This is a genomic window from Mesorhizobium sp. B3-1-9, from assembly GCF_006439595.1.
In the GTDB taxonomy this organism is placed as follows: domain Bacteria; phylum Pseudomonadota; class Alphaproteobacteria; order Rhizobiales; family Rhizobiaceae; genus Mesorhizobium.
Genome location: NZ_VFTJ01000003.1, coordinates 89,481 through 114,077 on the forward strand (window position 1 = coordinate 89,481; position 24,597 = coordinate 114,077).

29 protein-coding genes are annotated in these 24,597 nt (G+C 62.5%); 21 read left to right on the forward strand and 8 right to left on the reverse strand.

Annotated features, from left to right (window positions below):
- The first annotated feature begins 82 nt into the window (after positions 1-82).
- Both FJW07_RS06635 and FJW07_RS06640 read left to right on the forward strand, forming a co-directional pair.
- Positions 83-643, forward strand: coding sequence for a hypothetical protein (locus FJW07_RS06635; RefSeq protein ID WP_246680693.1), 561 nt, complete (start codon positions 83-85; stop codon positions 641-643).
- A 144-nt stretch (positions 644-787) separates the two neighbouring features.
- Positions 788-1,372: a hypothetical protein gene (locus FJW07_RS06640; RefSeq protein ID WP_140659363.1), complete on the forward strand. Its 585-nt coding sequence runs from the start codon at positions 788-790 to the stop codon at positions 1,370-1,372.
- Positions 1,373-1,587: 215 nt separating this feature from the next.
- On the opposite strand, the gene FJW07_RS31650 is transcribed toward FJW07_RS06640, so the two are convergent.
- Together FJW07_RS31650 and FJW07_RS06645 are read right to left on the reverse strand one after the other, a co-directional pair.
- Positions 1,588-1,734: a hypothetical protein gene (locus tag FJW07_RS31650; RefSeq protein WP_181167021.1), complete on the reverse strand. Its 147-nt coding sequence runs from the start codon at positions 1,732-1,734 to the stop codon at positions 1,588-1,590.
- Between the two features lie 81 nt (positions 1,735-1,815).
- Complete coding sequence (locus tag FJW07_RS06645) at positions 1,816-2,430, reverse strand: methyltransferase domain-containing protein (protein ID WP_140855315.1); 615 nt, start codon at positions 2,428-2,430, stop codon at positions 1,816-1,818.
- A 278-nt stretch (positions 2,431-2,708) separates the two neighbouring features.
- Between FJW07_RS06645 and FJW07_RS06650 the strand changes: the two genes are divergently transcribed.
- The 8 genes from FJW07_RS06650 (at position 2,709) to FJW07_RS06685 (ending at position 10,442) form a co-directional block, all read left to right on the forward strand.
- Entirely contained in the window at positions 2,709-4,523 is a 1,815-nt protein-coding gene (locus FJW07_RS06650; RefSeq protein WP_246680694.1) for a portal protein, read from the forward strand.
- Positions 4,520-4,843 (forward strand): hypothetical protein, encoded by a 324-nt coding sequence (locus tag FJW07_RS06655; protein WP_140855317.1) that lies wholly within the window; start codon positions 4,520-4,522, stop codon positions 4,841-4,843. The genes FJW07_RS06650 and FJW07_RS06655 overlap by 4 nt, the downstream gene beginning before the upstream one ends.
- Positions 4,844-5,325: 482 nt before the next feature.
- On the forward strand, positions 5,326-8,007 hold the full coding sequence (locus tag FJW07_RS31655; protein WP_181182221.1) for a hypothetical protein: 2,682 nt from the start codon (positions 5,326-5,328) through the stop codon (positions 8,005-8,007).
- Positions 8,008-8,063: 56 nt separating this feature from the next.
- Positions 8,064-8,618: a T6SS immunity protein Tdi1 domain-containing protein gene (locus FJW07_RS06665; protein ID WP_226891868.1), complete on the forward strand. Its 555-nt coding sequence runs from the start codon at positions 8,064-8,066 to the stop codon at positions 8,616-8,618.
- Between the two features lie 267 nt (positions 8,619-8,885).
- On the forward strand, positions 8,886-9,173 hold the full coding sequence (locus FJW07_RS06670; protein WP_140659360.1) for a hypothetical protein: 288 nt from the start codon (positions 8,886-8,888) through the stop codon (positions 9,171-9,173).
- 36 nt (positions 9,174-9,209) lie between these two features.
- Entirely contained in the window at positions 9,210-9,686 is a 477-nt protein-coding gene (locus FJW07_RS06675) for a hypothetical protein (protein WP_140659359.1), read from the forward strand.
- A 172-nt stretch (positions 9,687-9,858) separates the two neighbouring features.
- Positions 9,859-10,248, forward strand: coding sequence for an SMI1/KNR4 family protein (locus FJW07_RS06680; protein ID WP_140659358.1), 390 nt, complete (start codon positions 9,859-9,861; stop codon positions 10,246-10,248).
- Between the two features lie 2 nt (positions 10,249-10,250).
- On the forward strand, positions 10,251-10,442 hold the full coding sequence (locus tag FJW07_RS06685) for a hypothetical protein (RefSeq protein WP_140659357.1): 192 nt from the start codon (positions 10,251-10,253) through the stop codon (positions 10,440-10,442).
- Positions 10,443-10,848: 406 nt separating this feature from the next.
- Here FJW07_RS06685 and FJW07_RS06690 read toward each other — a convergent pair whose 3' ends face one another.
- The 5 genes from FJW07_RS06690 to FJW07_RS06710 all read right to left on the reverse strand — a co-directional run bounded on the left by FJW07_RS06690 (position 10,849) and on the right by FJW07_RS06710 (position 13,457).
- Entirely contained in the window at positions 10,849-11,178 is a 330-nt protein-coding gene (locus FJW07_RS06690; RefSeq protein WP_140855319.1) for a hypothetical protein, read from the reverse strand.
- A gap of 10 nt (positions 11,179-11,188) precedes the next feature.
- Entirely contained in the window at positions 11,189-11,620 is a 432-nt protein-coding gene (locus FJW07_RS06695; RefSeq protein ID WP_140855321.1) for a hypothetical protein, read from the reverse strand.
- A gap of 721 nt (positions 11,621-12,341) precedes the next feature.
- On the reverse strand, positions 12,342-12,659 hold the full coding sequence (locus FJW07_RS06700) for a YMGG-like glycine zipper-containing protein (protein ID WP_140855323.1): 318 nt from the start codon (positions 12,657-12,659) through the stop codon (positions 12,342-12,344).
- A gap of 203 nt (positions 12,660-12,862) precedes the next feature.
- A complete protein-coding gene (locus FJW07_RS06705; protein ID WP_140855325.1) occupies positions 12,863-13,264 on the reverse strand; it encodes a type II toxin-antitoxin system HicB family antitoxin in 402 nt (133 codons plus the stop codon).
- A gap of 4 nt (positions 13,265-13,268) precedes the next feature.
- Positions 13,269-13,457, reverse strand: a complete 189-nt coding sequence (locus tag FJW07_RS06710) for a type II toxin-antitoxin system HicA family toxin (protein ID WP_140710766.1) — start codon at positions 13,455-13,457, stop codon at positions 13,269-13,271.
- A gap of 174 nt (positions 13,458-13,631) precedes the next feature.
- Here FJW07_RS06710 and FJW07_RS06715 point away from each other — a divergent pair, with 174 nt between their 5' ends.
- The 10 genes from FJW07_RS06715 to FJW07_RS06760 all read left to right on the forward strand — a co-directional run bounded on the left by FJW07_RS06715 (position 13,632) and on the right by FJW07_RS06760 (position 23,868).
- A complete protein-coding gene (locus FJW07_RS06715; protein WP_140710764.1) occupies positions 13,632-14,204 on the forward strand; it encodes a hypothetical protein in 573 nt (190 codons plus the stop codon).
- Positions 14,205-14,403: 199 nt separating this feature from the next.
- Positions 14,404-15,309, forward strand: a complete 906-nt coding sequence (locus FJW07_RS06720; RefSeq protein WP_140855327.1) for a hypothetical protein — start codon at positions 14,404-14,406, stop codon at positions 15,307-15,309.
- A gap of 43 nt (positions 15,310-15,352) precedes the next feature.
- Positions 15,353-16,342 carry a Coat protein gene (locus FJW07_RS06725; RefSeq protein ID WP_140855329.1) on the forward strand — a complete coding sequence of 330 codons (990 nt, stop codon included), beginning with the start codon at positions 15,353-15,355 and terminating at the stop codon, positions 16,340-16,342.
- A gap of 225 nt (positions 16,343-16,567) precedes the next feature.
- Positions 16,568-17,161, forward strand: coding sequence for a hypothetical protein (locus FJW07_RS06730; RefSeq protein WP_140855331.1), 594 nt, complete (start codon positions 16,568-16,570; stop codon positions 17,159-17,161).
- A 70-nt stretch (positions 17,162-17,231) separates the two neighbouring features.
- The gene (locus FJW07_RS06735) at positions 17,232-19,685 is read left to right on the forward strand and encodes a hypothetical protein (protein ID WP_140855333.1); all 2,454 of its coding nucleotides are present in this window, start codon (positions 17,232-17,234) and stop codon (positions 19,683-19,685) included.
- Between the two features lie 79 nt (positions 19,686-19,764).
- The gene (locus tag FJW07_RS06740; protein ID WP_140855335.1) at positions 19,765-20,409 is read left to right on the forward strand and encodes a hypothetical protein; all 645 of its coding nucleotides are present in this window, start codon (positions 19,765-19,767) and stop codon (positions 20,407-20,409) included.
- Between the two features lie 3 nt (positions 20,410-20,412).
- Positions 20,413-20,934: a hypothetical protein gene (locus tag FJW07_RS06745; protein ID WP_140855337.1), complete on the forward strand. Its 522-nt coding sequence runs from the start codon at positions 20,413-20,415 to the stop codon at positions 20,932-20,934.
- A 1-nt stretch (position 20,935) separates the two neighbouring features.
- Complete coding sequence (locus FJW07_RS06750; RefSeq protein WP_181182583.1) at positions 20,936-21,820, forward strand: hypothetical protein; 885 nt, start codon at positions 20,936-20,938, stop codon at positions 21,818-21,820.
- Complete coding sequence (locus FJW07_RS06755) at positions 21,745-23,547, forward strand: hypothetical protein (protein ID WP_140855339.1); 1,803 nt, start codon at positions 21,745-21,747, stop codon at positions 23,545-23,547. The genes FJW07_RS06750 and FJW07_RS06755 overlap by 76 nt, the downstream gene beginning before the upstream one ends.
- Before the next feature lie 9 nt (positions 23,548-23,556).
- A complete protein-coding gene (locus FJW07_RS06760) occupies positions 23,557-23,868 on the forward strand; it encodes a hypothetical protein (protein WP_140710752.1) in 312 nt (103 codons plus the stop codon).
- A gap of 32 nt (positions 23,869-23,900) precedes the next feature.
- Here the strand turns inward: FJW07_RS06760 and FJW07_RS32010 are convergent, their stop codons facing one another.
- The gene (locus FJW07_RS32010) at positions 23,901-24,278 is read right to left on the reverse strand and encodes a hypothetical protein (RefSeq protein WP_246680695.1); all 378 of its coding nucleotides are present in this window, start codon (positions 24,276-24,278) and stop codon (positions 23,901-23,903) included.
- On the opposite strand from FJW07_RS32010, the gene FJW07_RS32015 reads away from it, so the two are divergent.
- On the forward strand, positions 24,277-24,531 hold the full coding sequence (locus tag FJW07_RS32015) for a T6SS immunity protein Tdi1 domain-containing protein (protein WP_246680696.1): 255 nt from the start codon (positions 24,277-24,279) through the stop codon (positions 24,529-24,531). The two genes, FJW07_RS32010 and FJW07_RS32015, sit on opposite strands and share 2 nt — an antisense overlap.
- The last annotated feature ends 66 nt before the right edge of the window (positions 24,532-24,597 follow it).

Here is a 24,597-nt window from a genome sequence, read left to right on the forward strand (position 1 = left end):
GTAGCATGCTCTGGGAGAGCGCGAGCAAGTTCAAGAGGATCAACCTGGGCTGGAACCCCACATTTCGTTCGGTTGAAAGTGAATGGAAAGGCTGGTCAAGACGACTTCCGGATCGCGCGCAAGACAACCAAGACAACAAGGTGACACTCACGCCTCAGCAATTTGCGGAAATGTTCGTGGACAACAACTTTGCGGGTTGATCGGTCTTCCTCTGATGCGATTTTTTAAAATACGGCCGCACCCGGCTGGTGAAATCGGCAAAGGCACGGTTCTCGACTCGAGCGTTCATCCACCGATCGTAACCAAGCTCCACTACAAGGTAAACGCATGGTTCGGCGATGTGATTATCGCGACGTTTCCCTGTTTCCTTGTCACTGAAGAAGCCCAGCGCGCATTGCAGAAGATGGGCTTTTCAGGCGCAACGTTCGCCGACGCCGAGGTGACGACCTCGGAAGAATTTCAGGAAGATCAACCCGGCGTGGTACTGCCGCGTTTCGTTTGGTTGAAAGTGCGTGGAAAGGCGGGTCAGGACGACTTCGGGATCGCGGTGCCCTTCCGCCTCGTCATTTCGGAACGCGCTTTTGATCTACTTGATTCGTTGGGTATTTTCGTTGCGATAGTCGAGCCTTACGATGAGGAATAGCATCCTCGCCAAACTCACCGAGGCGTATCTCGATCATATCGAGCCGTAGAACAATTCCGAGACATACGCCGGGACCAGGGCGTCAGAGTTTCTAGACCAACACGTCGCTGGCAGGCCTCGCTGCTGACCGGCGGGAGTCTGTCCATGCCCATCCGCATCGTGCCCGCAACCCTGCGGGATCTCTCCTACGTCGCTGCCAATCTGCGCCCGGAGGACCGGGCCGAGATCGACTGCCAGCTCGACCACTGGTCACCGGCGCTGCTGGCGCTGACGGCGCTCCAGGGCTTTGCCTATGCTGCCGAACTCGACGGCAATCCGGAGGCGGGCTTCGGCGCGGCCGAGCAGCGGAGTGGGCTTTGGATCGCCTGGAGTTGGGGCACGCGCCGCATGAGGCGCTGCGTGCCCGAGATTACGCGCTTCTTCCATACCGTGCTCGGGCCCCAGGTCGCAGCCAGGGGCGCCTGGCGGGTCGAGGCGAGGGCGCTTGCCGAGAACGATCTTGCCTTGCGCTGGCTGGACAGGCTTGGCGCCACGCAACGCTGCCGCCTGCCGGGTTACGGCAGGAACGGCGAAGATTTCTTCCTCTATGACTGGATAAGAACCTCTAACCTCGGGGAAAGCAGGAACCATGTGTCTCTTTCAAAAACCACCGGAACTGAAGCCGCTGCCGCCGGTGCCGACCGCGCAGGACAAGGACGTGCAGGCGCGGGAAGCAGCACTTCGCTCTGAGCTCGAGCAGCGCCAGGGCACGCTCTCCACCGTCAAGACCGACCTTGCGCCGAGCGACGTCGCCGGCCGACGCCGCGTGCTGCTGGGAGTATGACGTCATGACCGCGATGAAACGAAGCTTCCGCCGACGCGTGCTGGACTGGTGGTACTGGAGGCGGCATGCGCGGTTGGTGAAGCGCAGGGGCTAGCAACCTTCTTCCAGGAGGAAGGGAGCACTACAGTTGGTCGTCGAGCCACTCGCGCAAATCCCGATCCTCGCTTTTTTTGGCGGCGGGTGGCGAAGGCCGCGTCCAAGCGTACCAGATCGCAGCAAGCACGCCGGCGCCCCAGATGCCGGCGAAAATATGCTCGACGAAATCCATGTGGCGATCCCCGGTAGCCGCATGGATATTAGTAGCATCGAATTTAGCAATACAGAATACAATTCACGCCTCATAGCGAGATCACGCCCCCTTCCTCGCGAACGCCCACACCATAAGCGGGTATTCCTCGTCGTTGCTCAAGTCCCGCCACACCCCATAAGCCCGCACCGGGCCGCCGATATGCGCCTTGGCGCAGGCTTTGTTGCCCCAGCCGAAGGCCTGCACGTCGTCTTCGCCAAAGCCGCCTTCGACCATCAGCTGCTTCAGCCCCGCGGGCGTCCAGCGGTTGTAGTCGTGCGGGCGGGCATGCACGCGAAACAGGAAGGGCGTCGCCACCATAGCCCAGCCGCCGGGCTTCACCATGGCATGGATGTTGGCCGCCGCCGCCTGCGGGCGCTGCACATGCTCCAGCACCTGGTCGGCGATGACGATGGAATATTGCTCCTCGGTGCGATCCCGGCAGATGTCGAAGTCCGGGAAATCGACCGAGCGGTAGTCCGGACACAACGCCCGCCAGTAGCGGTTCCAGCCCGGCGAGATCTCGATCACGTCGCGCGACTTGCGGTGGGCCGCTTCGAGGAAAACCGTGAAGGCTTCGATCTGGCGGATGCGCAGCCAGTTGCGATTGTCATAGCGAAGCAGTCGCTTCACGGCGTGTTTGCCGCGATTTTTCAAGGCGCCGGCAAGGCTTGTCATTCTCGACCTCCTCCTGCCCGCCGCGAGCAGAGATAGAGCACAGAGACGTGCGCAAAAGATGACAGCGCAATCTTTTCCTCGCCCCCGCCAAAGGCGGGGAGAGGTGGCCGCGTCGCGGCCGGAGAGGGGCTGCGCCAGCTTCGCAGGATAAGGCTCAATCGTTCTCCATCATACGCAACGCGGCGCCAGCCCCTCTCCGTCTCGGCTGCGCCGAGCCACCTCTCCCCCCACTCTCGTGGGGGCGAGGAACAGCCCCCGCCAAACCAAGCGAGATTCCCATGACCGATACCCGCGCCCGCGATATCCTGTCGCGACAGGCCGAACTCGAGACCGAACGCGCCGCCTACGAACCCGTCTGGGAAGCGGTGGCGGAGTTCTGCGATCCGGATGCGCCCGACATCTGGTCCGGTCGCCGCACCAGCCGCGAGAGCCAGGCCGAGCGGCAGGAGCGGCGCGGCTCACGCGTCTACGCCAACACCATCAACTCCGCCGCCAACCGGCTCGCGGCTGGCCTGGAGAGCCTGATCATCCCGCAGTCGGAGAAATGGCACGGGCTGACCACCGCCGAGATGAACGACGAGGAGACCGACGAAGAGAAGGAATGGGCCGAGGCGCTCCGCGATTTCCTGTTCGCGCTGCGTTATTCCGCCAACTCCAACTTCGTGCCGGCGACGCAGGCGTGCCTCAGGAACGTCGTGCGCTACGGCCCGGCCTATCTCTACGCCGAGGAAGGGTTCGGCGGCACGCCGATCCGCTATGCCTCGGTCCCGGTGGCCGAGGGCTATCTGTCGCGCAACCGCTGGGGCCAGGTCGACATCTTCCATCGCCGCTACGAGCGCACGGCGCGCCAGGCGGCGCAGCTGCTCGGCTACGAAAAGCTGCCCACGCGCATCAAGGCTCTCGTCGACGACCCGGCCAAATGCGAGGAGAAGATCTCGCTGATCCAGTGCGTGCAGCCGCGCGACGAGCGCCGCATGTACCGCAAGGGCGGCTTCTACCAATATCTCGACCAGGCCTTCGCCTCCTACCATGTCATCGAGGACGAGGAGGAGATCGTGAGGGAGAGCGGCTTCCGCACCTTCCCGGTCTCGACCTTCAACTGGCGCCGCTACGAGGGCGACGCCTACGGCATCTCGCCGGCCATCGAAGCGCTGACTACGGTGCGCGAGGAGAACGCCGTGCGCCGCTCCGGCCTGCGCGCCCTGCAGCAGATCACCGATCCGCCGACGGCGTCGAAGGCCAGGCTCGACTACGTGCCGGTGCTCAATCCCGGCGAGAATTATCCGGGCCTGATCGACGACAATGGCCGGCCGTTGATCCAGCCGATCGCCACCGGCCAGAACCCGAGCTATGCCTTCGACTATGCGGCGAGCCGCGCGGAGGAGATCCGCGACATGATGTTCGTCAACCTGTTCCAGACGCTGGTGCAAAACCCGCAGATGACCGCCACCGAGGCGCTGATCCGCCAGGAGGAGAAGGGCGCGCTGCTCGGGCCTTCCGGCTCGATCATCCAGGCGGGCTTTGCCGCCAATCTCGACCGCGAGCTGTCGATCCTCGAGGACAAGGGCCTCTACGACCAGGACAGCCGCTTCCGCCCGCCGGATAGTCTCGCCGGCAAGGCGGTGCGGCCGACCTTCACCGGCCCGCTCGACGTGCTGCGCCGCTCGGCCGAAGCGCGCGACACCATCCAGGTGGTGACCACGGCCATCCAGATGGCGCAGTTCGATCCCGGCATCATGGACAATATCGATGGCGACGAGGCGATCCGCGTCGTGCAGAGCGCCGGGCGCAGCCCGCAGCGCATTTTCCGGCGCAAGGACGAGGTGGAAGGTCTGCGCGGAGCGAGAGCCCAAGCGCAACAGGCGCAGGCCGGGATGGCGGCGATCGCCACCGCCGGCAAGGTGGCGAAGGACGCGGTGCCGGCGGCCGTCCAGGCGCGCGACAGCGGCCTGCTCGACAGCCTGCAGACGATGATGCAGGGCGCCCAGGCTGGCGGTGGCGCAGCTGGCGCTCCGGCCGGCGGCGCGCAAGGCGCGATGCCGGGTGGGCAGGGCGCCGGCTCCGCGGGCGGCGGCGCCAATGGTGGCGCATGAGCCGCAAACGCTTCGCCCGCCCCTCCGACGCCGGCGGCCCGCTCGCCACCCGCGAGGCGCTGACCAAGGCCTATCGCCGCGTCTTCTCCGGCGAGGACGGCGAGCTGGTGCTGGCCAACCTCACCGCCACCACCGGCTACTACCGCCGCCCGTCCTACGGCGACTGGCTGGCCCGCACCAAGACGCCCGAAGGTTTTGAGCTGCACAGCGCGCTCTCCAACGCGCGGGCGGAAGTGGTGCAACACATCATGGGCTTCCTGGCGCTGGAAGACGCCGACCTCGCCGCGCTGGAAAAGGCGGCTCGGGCCGAGGAGAGGTGAGGCGCTGAAACCGCCAATCTCCCCCCAAGTGGGGGAGATGCCCGGCAGGGCAGAGGGGGCGCGAAGGAACGCGACCTGTCGCCTTCGTCATCCTAGGGCGGAGCGAGGAGCGCAGCGACGAGCGCAGACCCTAGGATCCATGCCGTGACGCTAAGGTGTTGCAACGGTTCAGAATTCTGCTCCGCTGCGTCCTCCGGCGAAGGTCACGGCATGGATCCTCGGGTCAAGCCCGAGGATGACGAAGCGCGCCATATAAACCAGTCCAAGCATTGAAGCCGGCGGGACAGCACCCCCTCTGTCCTGCCGGACATCTCCCCAGGGGGGAGATCGGCTATCGCGCGCGCCGCGCCCTAACGACCAACTCACTCCCTCCACCACTTTCCAGCCGACTCCTCACCATCCGCACCGCCGAACCGGCCGCCATCCGCTTGCGGCCGGTCGCTGCGCGCGTCCCCCAAACCGCCCGGGCAGGAAACAGTCCAATGGTCCACATCATCCCCCTGTTCGTCGGCGAGCGCCGGCTCGATACTGGCAACGCGGTGCAGTATCCGGACACCTCGCCGGTCGGCGAGGCGATGCAGCAGTTCGGCGACAGGTGGCAGGCAGCCGCCGAGCGTTACGAGCAGCGCAAGGCGCAGCAGCAGGCCTTCGACACCGAGATCGCCGCGCGCCGGTTGAACGGCGAGCTCGCCCGGGCCGAGGCCGACGCCATGGCCAATTCCCCAGCCGACGGCGCCGGCCTGCACGAAACCATGTATGGCCAGGTCGATCCGTATACCGGCCAGGTGGTGAAGACCGGCCAGTTCGACACGCTGTTCGGCAATTTCCTGAAGCAGGCGCCGCCAGAACTGCGCCCCGGTCTCGCCAGCCGCAAGGAAGCGCTGCGAGAGGCGGGCGCAATACGCCTGGCGCTCCAGCAAAATCAGCGCCGCAAGCAATATGAGCAGGACCAGGTCGCGGAGGTCCATACCGCCGAGCTCGACAACATCGCGCGAAGCGACCCGAACGACAACGCCGCCTTCGACGCCTCCCGGCAGGCCGGCCTCGACCTCCTCGCCAAGATGGACCTCGACCCGCAGATCAGGTTGCAGGCCGAAGCCGCCTGGCGCGCCAGCACGGCGAAGGCGCGGATGCAGGCGCTGATCGCGCAGGATCCGCGCCGCGCCGCCGAGATGCTCAGCGCCGGCCCGGTGGCAAGCGACGGCATGGGCGAGACTGTGCCCTCGCAGCTTGGTGCCGGAGCGCAGGGCAAGGAAGCGACGGTAAAAGGCCAAAAAACGCCGGACGAGATGGTGGCGCAGGCGTTCGGCGAACGCCAGTCGCCGGATAGCGACACAGCTATTCCGCTCGATGCCATCACTTATCTGAAATCCGGCGACCTCGCCGCGCTGAAAGCCCAGGCCAACAACGCCACCGCGGCCCAGATGATCGGCGCGAATGCGCGAGTGATGCTCGCCGAGCAGAACGCGCCGGCGGTTATCGCTGTCACGGGCAAATATCCTGAGGGGGAAAAGCCGACCGCGCAGGACTTCGTCAACGTCTACGGCGCCGACGAGGGCTCAAACCGTTTCGAGCATTTCCGCATTACCACCAGCGCCGCCAAGGCCTATTCCGACATGCATGCGGCGTCGAACCAGGCGATCCATGCCGAGCTCCTGCACTCGCGGCCTGGACCCGGCAGTTCATTGGAAGTGAGTGAACGCTACGAAGTAAAGGCTGGTGCCGCCCAACTGATTATCGCGGCCCGCAACGCCGATCCTGTCGCTTATGTCGGCAATCTGTTTCCCGGTGATGCTCCGGACTGGAGCAAGGTCAAGACGCCGCAAGAATTTCAGGCCGCCATCAACTGGGTCTGGGCTGCCCAGAAGCGGCTCGGTTTCAGCAGGACCTTGGCCGTCCCGCAGAATTTCTCAGACAGCCTTGGCGCAAGATATGTCGATGAGAGCGTGCCATTGCAGCAGCGCACCATCGAACTGAGCGAGACTCTAAAGGCAATACGCAACCCCGAGGCGCGCTTCACCTTTGCCGGACAGGTCTTCCAATCTGCCTTGGCTCGCATCCGGCAGAACGCGGCGGACAATCCAAAGATTTCCCCCGCGGAGCTGGAAGCCCAGGAAAAAGCTCTCCAGGTTAATTTGCTCCAGATGGCCGAGCACCCCGCTCGGGTACGGTTCGACGCCGGCTCATGGTGGCAAAAGCCGCTTGCAGCTGCGAACGACACCGTCAGGCTCATGGCCAACGGCGCGACTTTCGGTCAGGCTGACAAGTTCTCCGCCGGCATGAACTCGCTCTTCTCCGACAAGAGCTACGACGAGCTGCTGGCAGCCGAACAAGCTGAAACCGAAGACGCCAACGACCGTGCCGGCTCAGCCGGGATAGCCGCAAATCTGCTCGGTGCCTTCGCTTCCGGCCACGGCTTTCAGAGCGCCGGCCTTACCTTCACGGGCAAGCTGGGAGCCGAAGCCCTTGAGGGGCTGCCTGGTTTCTTGGCAAGAAGCACTACTGCGGCTGCCGACGGCGCCATGTTCGGTGGCGTGGATGCCGCGCTCAACGGCCGGGATATCGTGCGCGAAATGGGCTCCGGCGCGCTCTTGGGCGCGGGCGGGAATGCTCTTGCCGAAGGGCTTGGCGCGATTGGCCGAAAGGTGGTGGCCAAAATTGCCGGGCGGCCCATCGATGCAAAATCCTCTTTCGGCACGGATGTTGAAACAGACGCATCGTCCTATCGGGCTGACCCTAAGGCGAATGAAAATTCCACCCTCCCAAGGGACGCTGGCGAGGCCCCCCTTGGTCCTGAAGGCGCAACCAACGCCTCCGATGGTCCCGGGTTACACCTGTTTTACATGCCGCATTGGACGGACGCGCAACGACTTGCGGCAGACCTGAAAGTCGCGGCTCTAAACGCGGTTGAGAAGATAGTAACTCCGTCGACTCGCGCGACGACGTCAGCCAGTGTCAGGTACAAAGCCGAAGGAAACGAAGTGCCTATCGGCCATGACGTGGATCATGTACACGATTTGCAATTGGGAGGTGCCGAGGCGACGCATAACATGGCTCCGCTGGATTCAAGCGTGAACCGTAGCTTGGGTCCCCAGATATACCATCAGATAAAGCATCTGCCTCACGGGACGAGAATTGGCAAGGTAACGATCGGAGATCGATGATGTTTCCAAAGTTTCGGCAAAGCTTTTCTCCAGACGCAGGCCGCAGACCTGACTCCGTGAACATCGACACTGGCGTGCCAAGCCTGAATGAACTGCTTTCCAGTTTCGGTGGCGTGTCGTTCAACCACGGCCTTTACCGGATCGTCCGTGCCCAGGATTTGGCCGCGTGGAGCAACAGAATAATCTTGGGCTTCCCCGCATTTGCCGGGCGCATTACCTGTTTTGGATACGATTGGTTGGGCAGGACATTCGCCATTGACACCAAACGAACCGAGGAAGGCGAGCCTGGTGTGGTGATGTTCGAACCAGGGACCGGTGAAGCGCTTCAGATACCGGCCAATGTCCGGACTTTTCATGAAACCGAATTGGATGAGTATCAGGATGCCGCGCTGGCTTCGAATTTTTATGCGACATGGCGCGCCAACGGCGGCGCCGAACCTGCCTATAACCAATGCATCGGCTATAACGTCCCGCTCTTCCTGGGCGGCAAAGACGATCGTGAAAATCTAGAACTGACGGACCTGGAGGTTTATTGGCATATCACGGCTCAGCTCATCGCGAAGGTGAGGGGCTTGCCCCCGGGGACGCGCATAAACGTCAAAGGTGGGTGACTTCGAGAAAGCTGAATTCGACCCTGCAGCTCAACCCAATCCTGCGCAACCGGCCGCGGTTCGGGGCGGGTGATGAGAAATCCAGGGCTGCCTCCTTTTTCAACGCGGCCAGCTTGCTTGCAACTGCGAAGTTGTATATATCTATAATGCAATTATAGATTGCAAGGCATGGAATGTAAGGGGCCAACGGTCATTCTCGTCTTTGGTAGTGTCTGGTGAACCGGCGGTCTGGAATTCGAACTTACTATACGTACAAAGGGGGACTATATGGGTGCAGGTTCTGCCGCGATGCTGCTCGGGGCTCTGGTTCCGACGTTTTTGCTGAGCCGCTTGTTGCTCTGGATCACAAAGCGCTGGAACGGCGGCGTGCCGCGCCTGTTGGTGGTGCATGTCATTTGCGGCGCGCTCGCCGTTGTCGCCGCCGCATATGGCTACTCGCACACCGGGGCGCCGGATTGGTCTCGCAGTCCACTCTACGTTGTTGCTCAGTTGATCTGGCTGATTGTGGATTTCCTTCGCGGCCGCCGCCGCCGGCAAAGCCAGCCTGCAAGCTGACGGCACTCGGACCGCTCGAATCGATCCTTTTAGCCAATGGACAACGTTCCAGAGCCAGATTTCAGCAGCGTCACGCGCTTGCCTCCTGCTGATGTCAGCACCGGAGACGATGACCTCGATTCCGCCCTGGTCGAAGCCCGTCAATATCTCAAGTTCTATAACTGGGTCCTATCCATCAAGGGCGAATATTTTGGATATGGAGCCGAAGGAATAATCTACGTCTTTCTTTTTGAAATAGAGCCTGGGCGACCCGAGGTGAACCGATGGATTTGGGTGATCGTTGGCGATGTGCCGCCGACATATATCCCTGCTGATGACGCCGCCACGCCTTTCGAAGCTCTTGATGGCTACATTGGTGCCCTCGAGGAATGGGTCGAGGCGGCGCGGCAAGGAAAGTCGGTGGCAAAATTAATACCAGTCAACGTCGATGCAAGTCCCGCCAACGCGGAAATGCTGGCTGGTCGCCTCAAATTCCTTGACGAGAGGATTTTGCCAGAGCTCAAAGGTGATTGAGCGATGTTGGCCGTCTTGGTTCTAAGGGCTGGTCGACGAGTGGAATGGAAGTGCACTGCCATCGCAATTGCCGATTGACCCGGCCAACAAGATCGTCCTGCCTCGCGATGTCCATCGGGTAACAAGCTAGGTCATCGTGGAATCAGTTACTTGAGCACTTGGGAGGATAGTAGTGAGATATATCTTAACCGAGGGGCAGTTAGACGCGCCGGCCGAATCCGCGGTCGTCGATGGACTGTCTGCACACTTCGGATTCGAGTTACCGAGGGACTATACCGACTTCCTCAAAGAGCATAATGGGGGCGAAGGTTTTGTCCACGATAACTACATTATTTTCTTTAAGGCTGAGGAATTGGCCGACTTCAACCGAGAATATGAGGTAGAAAAATATGCACCAGGTATTCTCTTGTTCGCGTCTAACGGAGGAGGTGAAGCATATGGGTTTGATACTCAAGATCCAAATATGCCAATCGTGCGCGTTCCGTTCGTAGGTATGAACAGAAAGTTAGCTTTGAAAACGGCGCGTAACATAGCTGACTTATTTTCTCGACTGGCGGAATGAAAATGAGCGACAAAAGGGAATATTCGCGCAGAAAGGGCATGGAGCTGTTTGAGATTACACCCATTATCGTTGGTGGTGATCCAATCAGCCCGGAGAATAAAATCTGGGTGACCAGGCAAGAGCACTTTGAATTGGTACGCTTTTGGAATCGGACTATCGGGGATTTGCGTAAAGCGGCGCGAGCGGAGAAGTAGGCGGCGTTGAGGCTTCCGATGTCCTCACCAAGCTGATTTATCAGCCGCAGGCGTCGCAATTACGGTGGCAATGCACTTTCGCTTTGGCGATACGCCCTCAGCCCTTAAGTGGCTGCGAAAATTTAACATAAAACGCGGCCTGCACTTACATGGAACGCCTCCCGACCTGGACGGATATCGACCCGGCAATTTTAGCATTGAACTGCCAGCCGATTATTACCCAACTGAGCCATGAGCAGATCAATATAGGTGCGCTCCTATTAAAGGCTGATCTGAAATTGGCTGTATTCGCTCAACACGACTATTCGTTCTCGTCAGCTAAGGGGCGCACCCGATATCGACGAAATTTAGTAGCGCTTCGTTCCCGTCATCGTCCCGAAGGGTATAGAACGCTTGATATTCGGTCTCAGCTGGTCGCCATTCGAAAATCCTTGACGACATCCGGGTCCACCGCGAACATATAGGAACGCATCGGACCGTAGATGAAGCCACGCTCGCCTTCTTTCGTCAGAATTTCCACGGCAGTGGCGGCCTGCAAGCGATGCTTATCCTGCGTGAAGACGGCCTTGCCTTGACCCTGTCGGATAACGGTTACGACAATCCCTGACTTGATCTCCTTGAAGAGCACGCCCTTTGGGCAGCTTTTCGACAGAGCTTCCGGCTGATCCGTGTCGTTCGGTCGGGCCACGCCTGGCAATGCAAGCAGCGCCATCGCGGCGAGAATGAGCAAGCGCAATTGTTACCTCCTAGGGGGCCGCGCTAGCGGGCACATCCAATATCTTGAAGGGTGAAGTCCACGTCGCTGCCGTCATCCGCGCGGATGGTGTAGAACGTTGGGACGCGGTTTCGGCGGGCCGCCATTTGAAGTCTTTTACGATCTTCGGCTCCACCGCGAACATATAAGAAAGCATTGGGCCGGCGATAAACCCATGCTCGCCATCTTTCGTGACTATCTCTGCCGCCGTTGCCGCCGGCAACTGGCCGCAGTCATCCGAGAAGCATGCCTTGCCGGAGCCTTGTCTGATTACGGTCACGACAACACCTGACTCGTCCGCCTTAAAAAGCACGCCCTTAGGGCAGCTTTTGAACAGAGCTTCCGGCTGATCCAGGGCGTCCGACCGCGCTACGCTGGATTGCAACGCAAGCGTCGCCATTGCGGCGAGGGTGAGCAAGCGCAATGGCACATCCTATGATTGCAGAGTAAGTGCACTTTTCGTTATGATTGTATCGGGTTTTATAGGGATGTCCAGCCGGATGCGTACGTTTACTTCATTTCGTTATGCATGCGATGCACCTTGACGAGCGCGGTCGTCGGGATGGGCCCCGTCAGGATCAAATGCACATGGTTGGGCGCGAAGCGTCATGCCCAGGTGCTGACGTCGGCGGCGCGGCAATGCTCGACCGGCAGATCTCGATAGAGTTCATAATCTCTCGGTGTGAAGAATACTTGGCGCGCCCATTGCCCGCTGCGCGACATGATGCGGCAAACGGGAACGACAATGCGGGCAAGGTGGCCACGGATCAATCTATGCGAGTAGACGTGGAGTGAAGGGGCGGCAGTGGCTCCCGACCCGCGGCCAGATTTTACTCCAACAAATCAGGTAATTTGGGGGGCCACTACCTATCGAAAATCTACTGCAAAATCGAACAGAAGTCTATTGTCTGGCGCAACCAAAAACTTCAGAGCTGTAAATATGCAATCGAAGATTGCTGAGAATTGGAGTTTGCGGTAGGAAATCGGTAGCGAAATTGATACCGGTCAATGTCGATGCAACTTCCGCCAATTGGGAAATGCTGGCCGGCCGCCCCAAATTCCTCGATGAGACCTTGGCGCTGCCCCTCATCCGCCCTGCGGGCACCTTCTCCCCGTGGAACGGGGAGAAGGGAGCGCCGACGCCCTCAATAATTGCCGTTGTAATACCGGTCGTCGCAGCGCGCGGTGTAGATGCGGCCGTAGCGGTCCTGGTAGCGGCAGAGCTGGTCGCCGCGGCGCTGCGGGGTGGTGGCCGAGCCGACGACGGCGCCGAGCAGAGCGCCGCTCGCGGCACCGATCACCGTGCTCTTGGTGTTGCCGCCGATCGCCTGGCCGACCAGCGCGCCGCCGGCGCCGCCCAGCAATGCGCCGGTGGTGGCCCGCTGCTGGCCTTCGGTCTGCGTCTCGCAGCCGGCAAGTGCCGCAGTCATCAGCACCGCCAGAATAGCCTTCTTGATGATCATCACTAGAACTCCTCTGAAGCCCCAGGGACTGACGACGGGGGCGAACGGTGCTGAACTGCGGTCGCATTGCGGCGGAACGGCGGCGGAGTCCGCTCACGAAGTGAATCACGGTTTCGCGGCGGTTGAACGCCATGGTTTCCAAACCGGAAAGATCAGCCTCAACAGGACGATGGTGCTTCCGCCTGAATCAGAATGCGAAGTTCCTAGGCCGCTTCGTTACGCATCGCTTCCCTGGCGGCAGCGGTCAGAAACCCGGAACGGCTGTAGCCGTGACGTTCGGCGTAGCGGTCGATTTCGCCGAGAACATCCTCCGGAATGGTGACGTTGACGCGCACGACCTTTGCCGCTTCCGTCTTCAGCGTGACGAGGATGGCAACGCCCGCACGGTTGTCCTCGTCGGCCATCACGTCCTCAAGCGATGACGGCTCGGGAATGGCCTCACCGTCTTCGACCAGACCGTCGACATGGAAGGCAAGCGCCTCTTCGGCCAGTATGCGTGCCTCGTCGAGGCTTGTCCCGGCCGTGACCACGCCGGGGAAATCGGGGAACGAGACGCCGAAATCGCTGTCCGCGTCCTTGTGGATCAGTCCAATATAGTGACGCATATATCTACCTTAGCTTCAGGCCGGATTGTTTCTCGATAGACTTCAACGTGCCGATCGGGATGTCACGTTTGGGATGCGGCACCGTCACTCGACCCGGTTTAGTGCGGTGCTTGAACTGGGCGTGACTGCCCTTGCGAGCCACCTCGAACCAGCCATCGGCCAGCAACTTGTCGATGACATCGGCGCTTTTCACGTTGTGTATTAATACACATAATTCAAGGGCGCGTCCATAATCTGACCGCCAATAGTGTCCAGCCCTTCGCTGTCGCTCCGGGCGTTCATTGTTCGGAAAGCCAGGCAATTGGCTTGCCGTCCGCCGCGCGAACCACGCCTTGCCCCAAGAATTCCCCAAGAATGGAGAAATGAAATGACCCGAGGACTTCCCCGGACCCTTTCCCGCGCCGCTGCCCGCGAGGCTGGCCTTGCGCCACCGAAGCTCGGGCTGAAGGCCGTGACGAGCGGCCAGGGCGGAAGCTACCGCACCGTCTTCACCTTCACCGGCATGCAGGTGCCGGTCACCGATGCGCTGGCCTATGCGAGCCAGAAGATCTTCGACTTTTTCGATGGCAAGGTGCGCATCAAGGGCGGCACGGCAAGGCTGCAGTTCGCGGTGCTGACCGCGCGTGCCTCGACCATCAACGACGGCGCCGCGCTTACCTGGGGCATAGGCTCGGCGGCGGCTTCCGGCGCCACGCTCGCCGGCACGATGGTCAATGTGCTGGCCTCCACCAGCCGCACATTGGATGGGACGGGCGCCGCGCTTTCCACCGCCTCGACGGCCGACATCGCCGCCGCTGCGACGCTCGACGGCACCACGACGCCGGTCGACCTCTACCTCAACCTTGCGTTTGCCACCGGCACGGATATCGACGCCGACGGCACGCTTGCGGTGACCGGCACGATCACGCTGCTGTGGGAGAACTGGGGCGATAACGCGTAGGCGTTGAGGCTCTTCCTTCTCCCCTTGCGGGAGAAGGTGGCCTCGCGAAGCGAGGTCGGATGAGAGGTGCTCCAGCTTGGCGCATCCTCATCAATATCATCAACGCATCATTCCTTCCAACACTCCTCATCCGTCTCGGCGCTGCGCGCCGATCCACCTTCTCCCACAAGGGGAGAAGGAGAAGAAAGGAATCTTAATCATGACAGATCTGGCAGAGGCCGGGTCCGTGGCTTCGCGGCCGGCGGGCAACCTGGAGACGCCTCCGGTTTCCGGGGACAACGGGTCCGCCCCGGCGGCCGGCAGAAGTTGGTTTGACGGTCTTTCCGAAGGCAACCGCAAGCTCGCTGAAGCCAAGGGCTGGAACAAAGCCGAAAGCCTCGATCGGGTTTTCACATCCTATGCGGAACTGGAGCGTCAGCAGGGCGAAAGCCTGCGCGTTCCGGGCAGGGACGCGCCGAAGGAGGAATGGGACAGGTTCCATTCCAGATTGCCGGAAGCGATGCGTCCGCTGACCTCGGCCGAAAAAGTCGAATACCGGCGGCCCGAAAACCTGCCGGAAAACTTCGCCTATTCGGACGAGCTCGCCAATGCCTCGAAGGCCTGGGCGGTGGAAGCGGGCGCCAGCCCGAAGATCGCCCAGGCCTATCACGACCGCTTCGTCGGCTACATGGCCGAGCAGGCCGCCGCCCAGCAGGCGGCGCTGTCGCGCTCGGTCGAAGCCACCCATGACGAGCTCGTGCGCGACTGGGGGCCGACCGGCAGCGACGGCTTTCGCCAGAAGCTCGAGGTCGCCAACCGGGCGATGAAGAGACTCGGGCTGGTCGACGCCTACAAGCAGAAGGGCATCCTTCTGCCCGACGGCGCGCTGACCGATCCGCAGATCGCCCGTGCCTTCCATGCGATCGGCGAGGCGATGTTCCGCGAAGACACGATCGACGCCGATGGGGCGCCGCGGGGGCAGAATCCCTTCCGGCGGAACGCCGTCGGCGAGCGCAACATTTCGGCCATCTCCGCCCTTGTCAAAAGCGACCCTCAACGCGCCCGGCGGCTCGCCAGGGATGCCGGCGAAAACCCGGATCTCTGGATGCCCAACAACCCGCTCTAGCTGAGCAACCCGCCGTCTCAACCAACCTCAAAGGAACAAAAGAATGGCAGACGCCTATACCCGCATCGCGGACGCGATCGTTCCGTCCGTCTATGCCCAGTACTCATTCGAGGAGCACGTCCAGTCCCTCGAAATCTACCAGGCCGGCATCCTGTTTTCCGATCCGGCGATTTCCGCGAAGCTATCGATGGGGGGCCGCTCGGTCGACATGCCCGGATGGAAGGATCTCGGCAACGATCCGTCGGAGCCGGTCAACGACGATCCGGCCGACTCCATCGAGATGAAGAAGATCGGCTCGCGCCGCGAGGTCGCCGCCCGCAACGTGCGGGCCCAGGCCTGGGGCGTTCCGGACCTGACCGCGATCCTTGCCGGCGACGATCCGCAGAAGCTGATCGTGCGGCGCCAGACCGAATACTGGCAGCGCGCCAACAAGCTCACCCTGCTCGGCATCCTGAAGGGCGTGCTCGCCGACAATGTGGCGAACGATGGCGGCGACCTGGTGCGCACCACCGGCGCCTCGATCGTCGACACCGACATCATCGAGGCGGCCTACCTGATGGGTGATCGTGCGGACAAGTTCCGCACCATCTGGATGCATTCCAAGCAGATGAAGGCCCTCAAGCTCGCCGACCTGATCGACTACGTGCCGTCCTCGGAGCAGGGCGGGCCGCTGATCCCCTATTACATGGGCCTGCGCTGCGTGGTCGACGACGATATTCCGGTGGCGACGGGCGTCTACACGGCCTTCATGTTCAAGGACAAGGCGATCCTGTGGAACGAGCTGCCGGTCAACTCCGAAGGCGGCCCGCTGGAGTTCGACCGCAAGCCGCGCCAGGGCCATGGCGGCGGCGTCACCGAAATGGTGGGGCGCCGGCATTTCGTGGCCCACGTGCCTGGCACGCGCTTCCTCGATGCTTCCACCGCCGGTGAGTTCGCCACCGATGCCGAGCTGGCGCTGGCGGTGAACTGGGACCGCACGGCCTCCAGCGTGAAGAACATGAGCTTCATCGCGCTGAAGACGACGGAAGCGTAAGGGCGCAGGTTTCCTCGCTCCCACGAAAGTGGGGGAGAGGTGGCCGCGTAGCGGCCGGAGAGGGGGGACGCCCTTCGCGAAGCGCGAGGCCAGGTCTTCAGCCGGTTCTGGTCTATCACAGGGCGTCCCCTCTCCGTCTCGGCTTCGCCGAGCCACCTCTCCCCCGCATTCGCGGGGGCGAGGAACCGAGCATTTTCTCACCCACCCACCACGGATCACTGACCCATGGCCATCACCCCGCTCGACATCGCCAACATGGCCTTAGCCGTTCTCGACGAGGCGCCGATCGACTCGCTCGACCAGGACGTCAAGGCCGCGCGGCTCTTGAACTTGCATTTCGACCTCACCCGCGAAGGGGAGCTTGCCAAGCACGCCTGGGTGTTCGCCATCCTTTCGGCGCAGGTCGCGGGCGCCGACACCGGCAGCGGCAATTGCACGCTGAACCATGCCTATGAATTGCCGGCCGACTGCATCCGCCCGCTGCCGCTGACCGCCAATGGCGAGCCCAATGGCCAGCCGATCTCCTGGCGCCAGGAGGCCGGGCTGATCTATTCCGACCAGCCCGGGCCGCTGACCATCCGCTACCTTGCCAACCTGACAGACCCGAACGACTGGGACGCGCTGTTTACCGAAGTGCTGGTGGCGGCCCTGGCGATCAAGATCGCGCATCCGCTGACCCACAAGGCCGGCATGATCGACATCGCCCGCGCCGCCTATGACCGCGCGCTCGACGCGGCCTTCAGCGCGAACGCCATCCAGCGTGGCGGCCGGCTCTATACCGGCGCCTGGGCGACCCAGCGCGGTGATTTCCGTCTTTGATTTCACGCATGTCTTTGCCCCGAAACCGGTTCCCGCTTTCGGGAGACATGCTTTGAGGAGCTTTCGCTAAATGACGGCGCTCTATCCGGTCCAGGATGTTTTCACCCGTGGCGAGATCTCGCCCAGGCTCCATTCGCGCGCCTCGCTCGACCTCTACCGGGCAGCGCTCGCCAAATGCGAGAACTTCGTCACGCTTCCGCATGGCGGCATCCGCGCCCGCGGCGGCACCTACTTCGTCAACGAGGTGAAGAACTCGGCGAAGAAGACCCGCGGCATCCCCTTCATCTTCTCTTCCGAGCAGGCCTACTGCCTGGAGTTCGGCGACCGGTACATCCGCGTCTATGCCTATGGCGCGCGCGTCGGCACGGTCGAGATCGCCTCGCCCTATCTGGAAGCCGATCTCTTCGAGCTCGCCTATGTGCAGTCGGCCGACCAGATGTGGATCACCCATCGCGACTATCCGCCCAAGCTGCTGACCCGCGAGGCGCACACCACCTGGACGCTGAGCGATTTCCAGTTCCTGGACGGGCCTTACGACGACATCAACGATACCGGAACGACGATGACGCCGGCCCAGACCGGCGCCGTCCACCCGATCATGACCGGCCTGACCACGCCGAGCGGCACGGTGTCCGGCGCCTATGCGCATGGCGACGAATGGCAGGCGTTCACCGACGCCTTGGGCCGGTTCTACGATCCGGACCACGGCAATGGCTGGATCGCCTATGACTTTCCCGGCGCGGCCACCAAGATCTGCGATGCCTATTGGATCGTGGCGTCTGCCGGGAACCCGGAATACACACCCGTCTCGTGGACGTTCGAGGGCTATGACGGCACCAACTGGATCGTCCTCGACACGCGCGCGGCTGAAACCGGGTGGAGCCGAAGCGAGCGGCGCTTTTATGAGTGCGCCAACAAGATCGCGTTCCAGTCCTACCGCCTGAACTGGTCGGCCTCGGACGACAGCAACCAGAACGACAGCGCCATCAACGACATGGGCTGGCACGAGGCCGGCGACAGCATGACGCCGTTCAATCTCACCGCATCGTCGATCGTCGGCATCAATGACGGCGCCGGCTTTCAATCGACCGATGTCGGACGCGCGATCCGGCTGCTGGGCTCCGACGGCATCTGGCGTTGGGCGAAGATCGCGAGCGTCGTCAGCACCACCGTGGTCACAATCAGGCTCTACGGACATTCGCTGCCGAACCTCACGCCGATCACCCGCTGGCGCCTCGGCACGTTCGTACCGGGAAAATACGTGGAATCGGGCTCGCTCTACGAAGAGCGCCTGGCCTTCAGCCGGCGCTTCTCGGTCTATGCCTCGGCCACCGGCGACTTCGACAATTTCGCGCTCGGCGAGAAGGATGACGATGCGCTGGAATTCGTCCAGGCCGGCGGTGGCCAGGCCAACGACATCGTCTGGATCGCCGATTCCGACGGCGCGCTGCTGATCGGCACTTCGGGCGGCATCCGCGCGCTGTCCGGCTCCGGCATAGACGAGGCGCTGACGCCGTCCTCCTTCAAGAACCGCCGCTCGCGCACCTTTGGCTGCGCCCGCATCCGCCCGGTCGATGCCGGCCAGTCCTTCCTCTATGTCACGCGCTCGCGCCGCTCGATCGCCGAACTGGCGCAGGCGCAGACCGGCCGCTTTACCTCCGACGACATTGGGCAGATTTCCGAGCACATCGCCAAGCAGGGTGTGGTCGAGCTCGCCTTCCAGACCGACCCGGACCCTATGCTGTGGTTCCCGCTCGATAATGGCGAGCTCGGCGGCTACACCCACCAACCAAGCCAGGAGGTGCGCGGCATGCACCGCCACCGCTTCGGCGGCGAATTTTCCGGGTCCGGTTGGGCGGTCGTCGAAAGCGCGGTGGTCACGCCCGGACAGAACGGCGTCGACGACATCTGGCTGATCGTCAAGCGCAGCATCGGCGGCGCGACCAAGCGCTACATCGAGGTGATGCAGCCGCCCTTCGAATACGGCGCGCTGGAAGACGCCTTCCAGGTCGATTGCGGGCTGACCTATTCCGGCGCGCCGGTCAATGTCGTCTCCGGCCTCGGCCATCTCAACGGCGAGAAAGTCGGCGTGCTGGCCGACGGCAAGGTCTTTCGCGGCATCACCGTCGCGTCCGGCCAGGTGACGCTGCCTGGCAGCGCAACCGCCGCCAAATGGCAGGTCGGGCTTCCGTTTCAATCGCAGGCCGACACGCTGGAGCTCGACGTCGGCGGCCAGGACGGCTCGCTCGTTGGCCGCCGCAAGAAGGTGGCGAAGCTGATCCTGTCATTGCTCGAGACCGACCCCACGGGGCTTGAGGTGCAGTCCTTCCTGCGCGGCCGCTGGGAGGCCGTGCGCATGCCCTCGATCGTCGCGCCGGACGGCAAGGCGAAGCTCTATACCGGCAATGTCGAGGTGCCGATCGACGACTCCTGGGAAGGGCAGGGCAGGGTAAGGATCCGCCACATCAACCCCACGCCCTGCACGATCCGGGCGTTCACGCCCGTGTTCGGCGCGGAGCCGTAGAAACAGCTGATCTCCCCCACGAGGGGAAGATTGGCTCTCCGCCGTCCCGCTCATCAATTTCCCACCCAAGGAACTCCCAATGACACCCCATGCCGAAGCTCTCGGCAGGGCGCGAACGGCTGCGGATTTCGCCGCCGTCATCGCCTTGCTCGACACCGACCTTTCGCAAGCCATCGCCAGCCGCCAGGGTCTGATGCAAGCGGAGGACCGCGCCATTTTCGGCGGCGACCTCGCCGCCGCACGGGCGGCACTCGATGGCTGCAACGAAACGATCGCGACGCTGGAACGAGCAATTGCCGTCGCTGGCAGCCGCCGAGCCACCGCCGCCGAGGCCGAGGCCCGCGCCGACATCGAGGCGCTGTCCGAGGAGATCGAAGGCAAGGCAGCACTTCTCGGCACCCGCTGGCGTGCTGTTCGCCGGCTGGTCGAGGAATTGCGCGAGGAACTGTTCGAGGCCGATGCGCTGTCGCGCGCCATCGCCACCGCCAACGGCCTGTTCGACGCCGCCGGCCTGCCGCGCCTGAAGGTGAGCCTTGCCGCCACCCGCCGCGCCGCCATGGCCGGTCCGCGTGCGCCGGCGCCGGCGCGCCTCAGCCGGGCCGGCCTCGCGGCCGACCGGCTGCTCCTTTCGATCGTCAGCTCCGGCGGCGCGCTCGACCCGCGTCCGGCGCTGCGCGCGCCTGTCGTGGGCGCGACCAGGAAACCCAAGACCCCGCGAGGCTGAACTATGTGCACATTGGCTCTTCTTGGACTGGCAGGCACGGCCGTGTCGGTGGGCGGCGCCCTGATGCAGGGCGCCCAGCAGCAGCAATTGGCCAACTACCAGGCCAAGGCCTACGAGCAGCAGGCGCAGGCCGATGCGCAAAGCGCCGCCTTCGAACAGAGACAGGAGCGCCGCAAGCAGGACCTGCTCGAAGCCCAGGCGCGCGCCCAAGCGGGCGCTTCCGGAGTCGGCATTGCCGGCTCACCGACCGAAGTGCTGGCGGCGAATGCCCGGCAGGGTCAGGTCGACCTCAATGCGACTCTGTACAATTCACGGCTGCGCCAGAACAATCTCAACACCCAGGCCGCCATCTCGCGCTTCCAGGGCAGCCAGGCGATGACGGCCTCGATCTTCAAGGTGGGCAATGGCCTCATCGACGGTCTGTCCGGCCTCTACGACCCGGCCAAGTCCGTGACCTTCGGCGGGTCGTCGCTCTCGCCTCGGGCGAGCAGGGCCATCATCGGCGGCTACACGGGGCTCTACTGAGATGGTCCACATCATTCCTCTTTTTGTCGGCGAGCGCCGGCTCGACACCGGCAATGCGGTGCAATATCCGGATTCCTCGCCGGTCGGCGAAGCGATGCAACAGTTCGGCGACAGGTGGCAGGCAGCCGCCGAGCGCTACGAGCAGCGCAAGGCGCAGCAGCAGGCCTTCGATACCGAGATCGCCGCGCGCCGGTTGAATGGCGAGCTCGCGCAGGCCGAGGCCGAGACGGTAGCCAACGCGCCCGCCGACGGCGCCGGCCTGCACGAAGCCATGTATGGCCAGGTCGATCCTTACACCGGCCAGGTGGTGAAGACCGGCCTGTTCGACACGCTGTTCGGCAATTTCCTGAAGCAGGCGCCGCCAGAACTGCGCGCCGGTCTCGCTAGCCGCAAGGAAGCGCTGCGGGAGGCGGGCGCAATACGCCTGGCGCTCCAGCAAAATCAGCGCCGCAAGCAATATGAGCAGGACCAGGTTTCGGAGGTCCAGACCGCCGAACTCAGAAACATCGCGCAAAACGACCCGAACGACACCGCGGCCTTCGATGCCTCTCGACAGGCCGGCCTCGACCTTCTCGCCAAGATGGACCTCGACCCGCAGATTAGGCTGCAGGCCGAAGCCGACTGGCGCGCCAGCACGGCGAAGGCGCGGATGCAGGCGCTGATCGCCCAGGACCCACGCCGCGCCGCCGAGATGCTGAGCGCCGGCCCGGTGGCAAGCGACGGCATGGGCGAGACTGTGCGCACGCAGCTTGGTGCCGGAGCGCAGGGCAAGGAAGCGACGGTAAAGGCCAAAAAACGCCGGACGAGATCGTGGCGCAGGCGTTCGGCGAACGCCAGTCGCCGGATAGCGATACAGCTATTCCGCTCGATGCCATCACTTATCTGAAACCCGGCGAGCTCGCCGCGCTGAAAGCCCAGGCCAACAACGCCACCGCGGCCCAGATGATCGGCGCGAATGCGCGAGTGATGCTCGCCGAGCAGAACGCGCCGGCGGTTATCGCTGTCACGGGCAAATATCCTGAGGGGGAAAAGCCGACCGCGCAGGACTTCGTCAACGTCTACGGCGCCGATGAGGGCTCAAACCGTTTCGAGCATTTCCGCATTACCACCAGCGCCGCCAAGGCCTATTCCGACATGCATGCGGCGTCGAACCAGGCGATCCATGCCGAGCTCCTGCACTCGCGGCCTGGACCCGGCAGTTCATTGGAAGTGCGTGAACGCTACGAAGTAAAGGCTGGCGCCGCCCAGCTGATCATGGCCGCCCGCGACGCCGATCCCGTCGCCTACGTCAGCCAACTGTTTCGGGGCGACGCTCCGGACTGGAGCAAGGTCAAAACGCCCGAGGAATTACAGGCGGCCGTCAACTGGGCGGGAGCAGCCCAACAGCAACTGGGTTTCGATAAAAGATTGCCGTTGCCTTGGGATTTTGCTGACCGGCAGGCTGCGGAATACATCGACCCGAGCAAGCCCTTCAACCAGCGTCTTGCCGAGTTGAGCTCGCTTGTCCTGGCGGTTCGGGATCCAGGCGCGCGCAGGGCAATTACCAAGCAAATCGCGCTGCTGGCGGAAGCCCGGTGGCGAGCGAGGGCCGCCCAGGATCCGAACATCACGCCCGAGTTGTTGGAAGCGCAGGTTACCGCGCTCAAGAGGGGGCTGGATTGGATCGGAGAGCATCCTGCCCGAGCCCAGTACAGCACCATGTCGTGGCTGCAGCAAGCCGGCGTGGCATTCGGTGATATCGGCCGAACCGTTGCCAAGGGTGCGGCCGCTGGAGGCGCGGACAGTCTGGTCGCGAAGCTGACCCCTTCGCAGGCGGGCGAAAGCTACGAGCAGCGTCGGGCCCGCGAGCAAGCTGAGACGGAGGATGCGGAGGATCGGGCCGGCTCCGCCGGTTGGGCGGCCGAGGCCCTTGGCGCCGGCTTGTCCGGCTACGGCGCCGCACAGGGCCTATTTGGTTTACTGGGCCGAGCAGGAATCGGCGCGGCGGAAGGCGGTGGCCTAGCCGGCCTCGGCACACGCACGGCCGTGGGAGCCGCCACCGGCGGCGCATACGGCGGGGCATACGCCTACAACACCGATGAAAGCATTCCCGAGGGCGTACTCACCGGCGCGGTTGGGGGTGCCGGCCTCAATGTTCTTGCCGAGGGGCTCGGCGCGATTGGCCGCAGCGTCATAACACGTCTCAGCGAGCGTGCCGCTGTTGCTAAGCCGAAAGCCGTTTTCGATAGTGAACCTCCATCTGCTTCGCCTGTTGAGGTAGAAGAGCTTCCCGTTTCCGCCGACAAGGCACCGGAGATAAGAAGACCCTATGCGCATTTGGAAGATCCTCCTAATGTCGCGCCCGGAAAGAAGCCAACAAACAAGCAACGGATGACAATTTACGAGGAAAATCGGAGAATAAACGGGGGGGTCCTAAGATCGGATAAGAGCGGAGTAGAATTAGTCATAGCCCAAAAAAGCCAGAGCGGTGTAACTCCCCCAAGGAATGAAGCGCATATCGATCACATAGATCCGGTCAGGCCGGCTGACAAGGCTAAGACACCAGGATCAAACAGCTATAGAAACCTGCAACTCCTCGCGGGATTTGAGAACGTAGAAAAATCGAATAAATAGGTGAAAGACATGGCTGGGTGGAAATTCAAAGATTCCAAAAATCTAGCTGTTATCTCGACTCGAAAAATATTCGACCGAGGCGGATGGATTGCATATGTCTCGCATGATGCGGAAGATAATTCGTGGCAATTTTATGGAAATGAAGCTGAAGTTGATCAAGATGAGCTAATTTTAGTGGGTTTGGTCGAGATAGTGGAGCTTGACGAGACTGTTGAACAACTTGCGGATTTGCCGTTAGGCTGGCATGCTTGGCGCGATACAAAAACCTCGCCGTGGAAGCGAGGCAAAATGCCTCCTGAACCCCCAGAGTCAACGAACTAGTTTCGTCGTACTAGTTTCTTCCGCCGTTGGTGTCACTCTTGGAGATCGTGGTGTTCGAGACATTCCAAAAAACTTCCAGATAGATAGCAGGGTCCCGGCAGATGCCGGTAATTTTTCGCTGGACACAAAATCGCCGGGCTGAACGAATTGCCGCAAGCTGTGGTGGCGCGACGTTCCGACATGGCCTGTATCGGACAATGCGAGCGCAGGATGTCGCACGCTGGAACGCAAGGGTATTGCTGGGCTTCCCCGAGTTCACGGGGCGGATAACCTGCTTTGGCTATGATTGGCAAGGCTCGGCCTTTGCCGTCGATACCGGGAGGCTTGAGCAGGGCGAGCCAGGCGTTTTGATGTTCGAGCCGCATACGGCGGAAGCTTTGCAGATACCATCCAATATCGAGACATTCCATGACGTCGAACCTCGTGGAGGAGGACGGTGCGGCCTTGGTCCCCGACGGCTTCGCAGCGTGGCGCGAGAGCGGTGGCGCCGAGCCAACCTATTCCCAATGCATAGGCCACAAGAAGCCGCTGTTTCTCGGGGGCGAGGACACAATCGAGAATCTGGAATTGTCGGACCTGGATGTCTATTGGCATATCATGGGCCAAATCATCGCAAAGGTAAAAGGCCTGCCACCTGGAACCCCGGTCCGCATGTCACCTTGAGCTGAGACGGATAGGTGCTTAGCTTCGAATTACCGCGACAGAGGACCGGTATCTTTACGCTCCCGG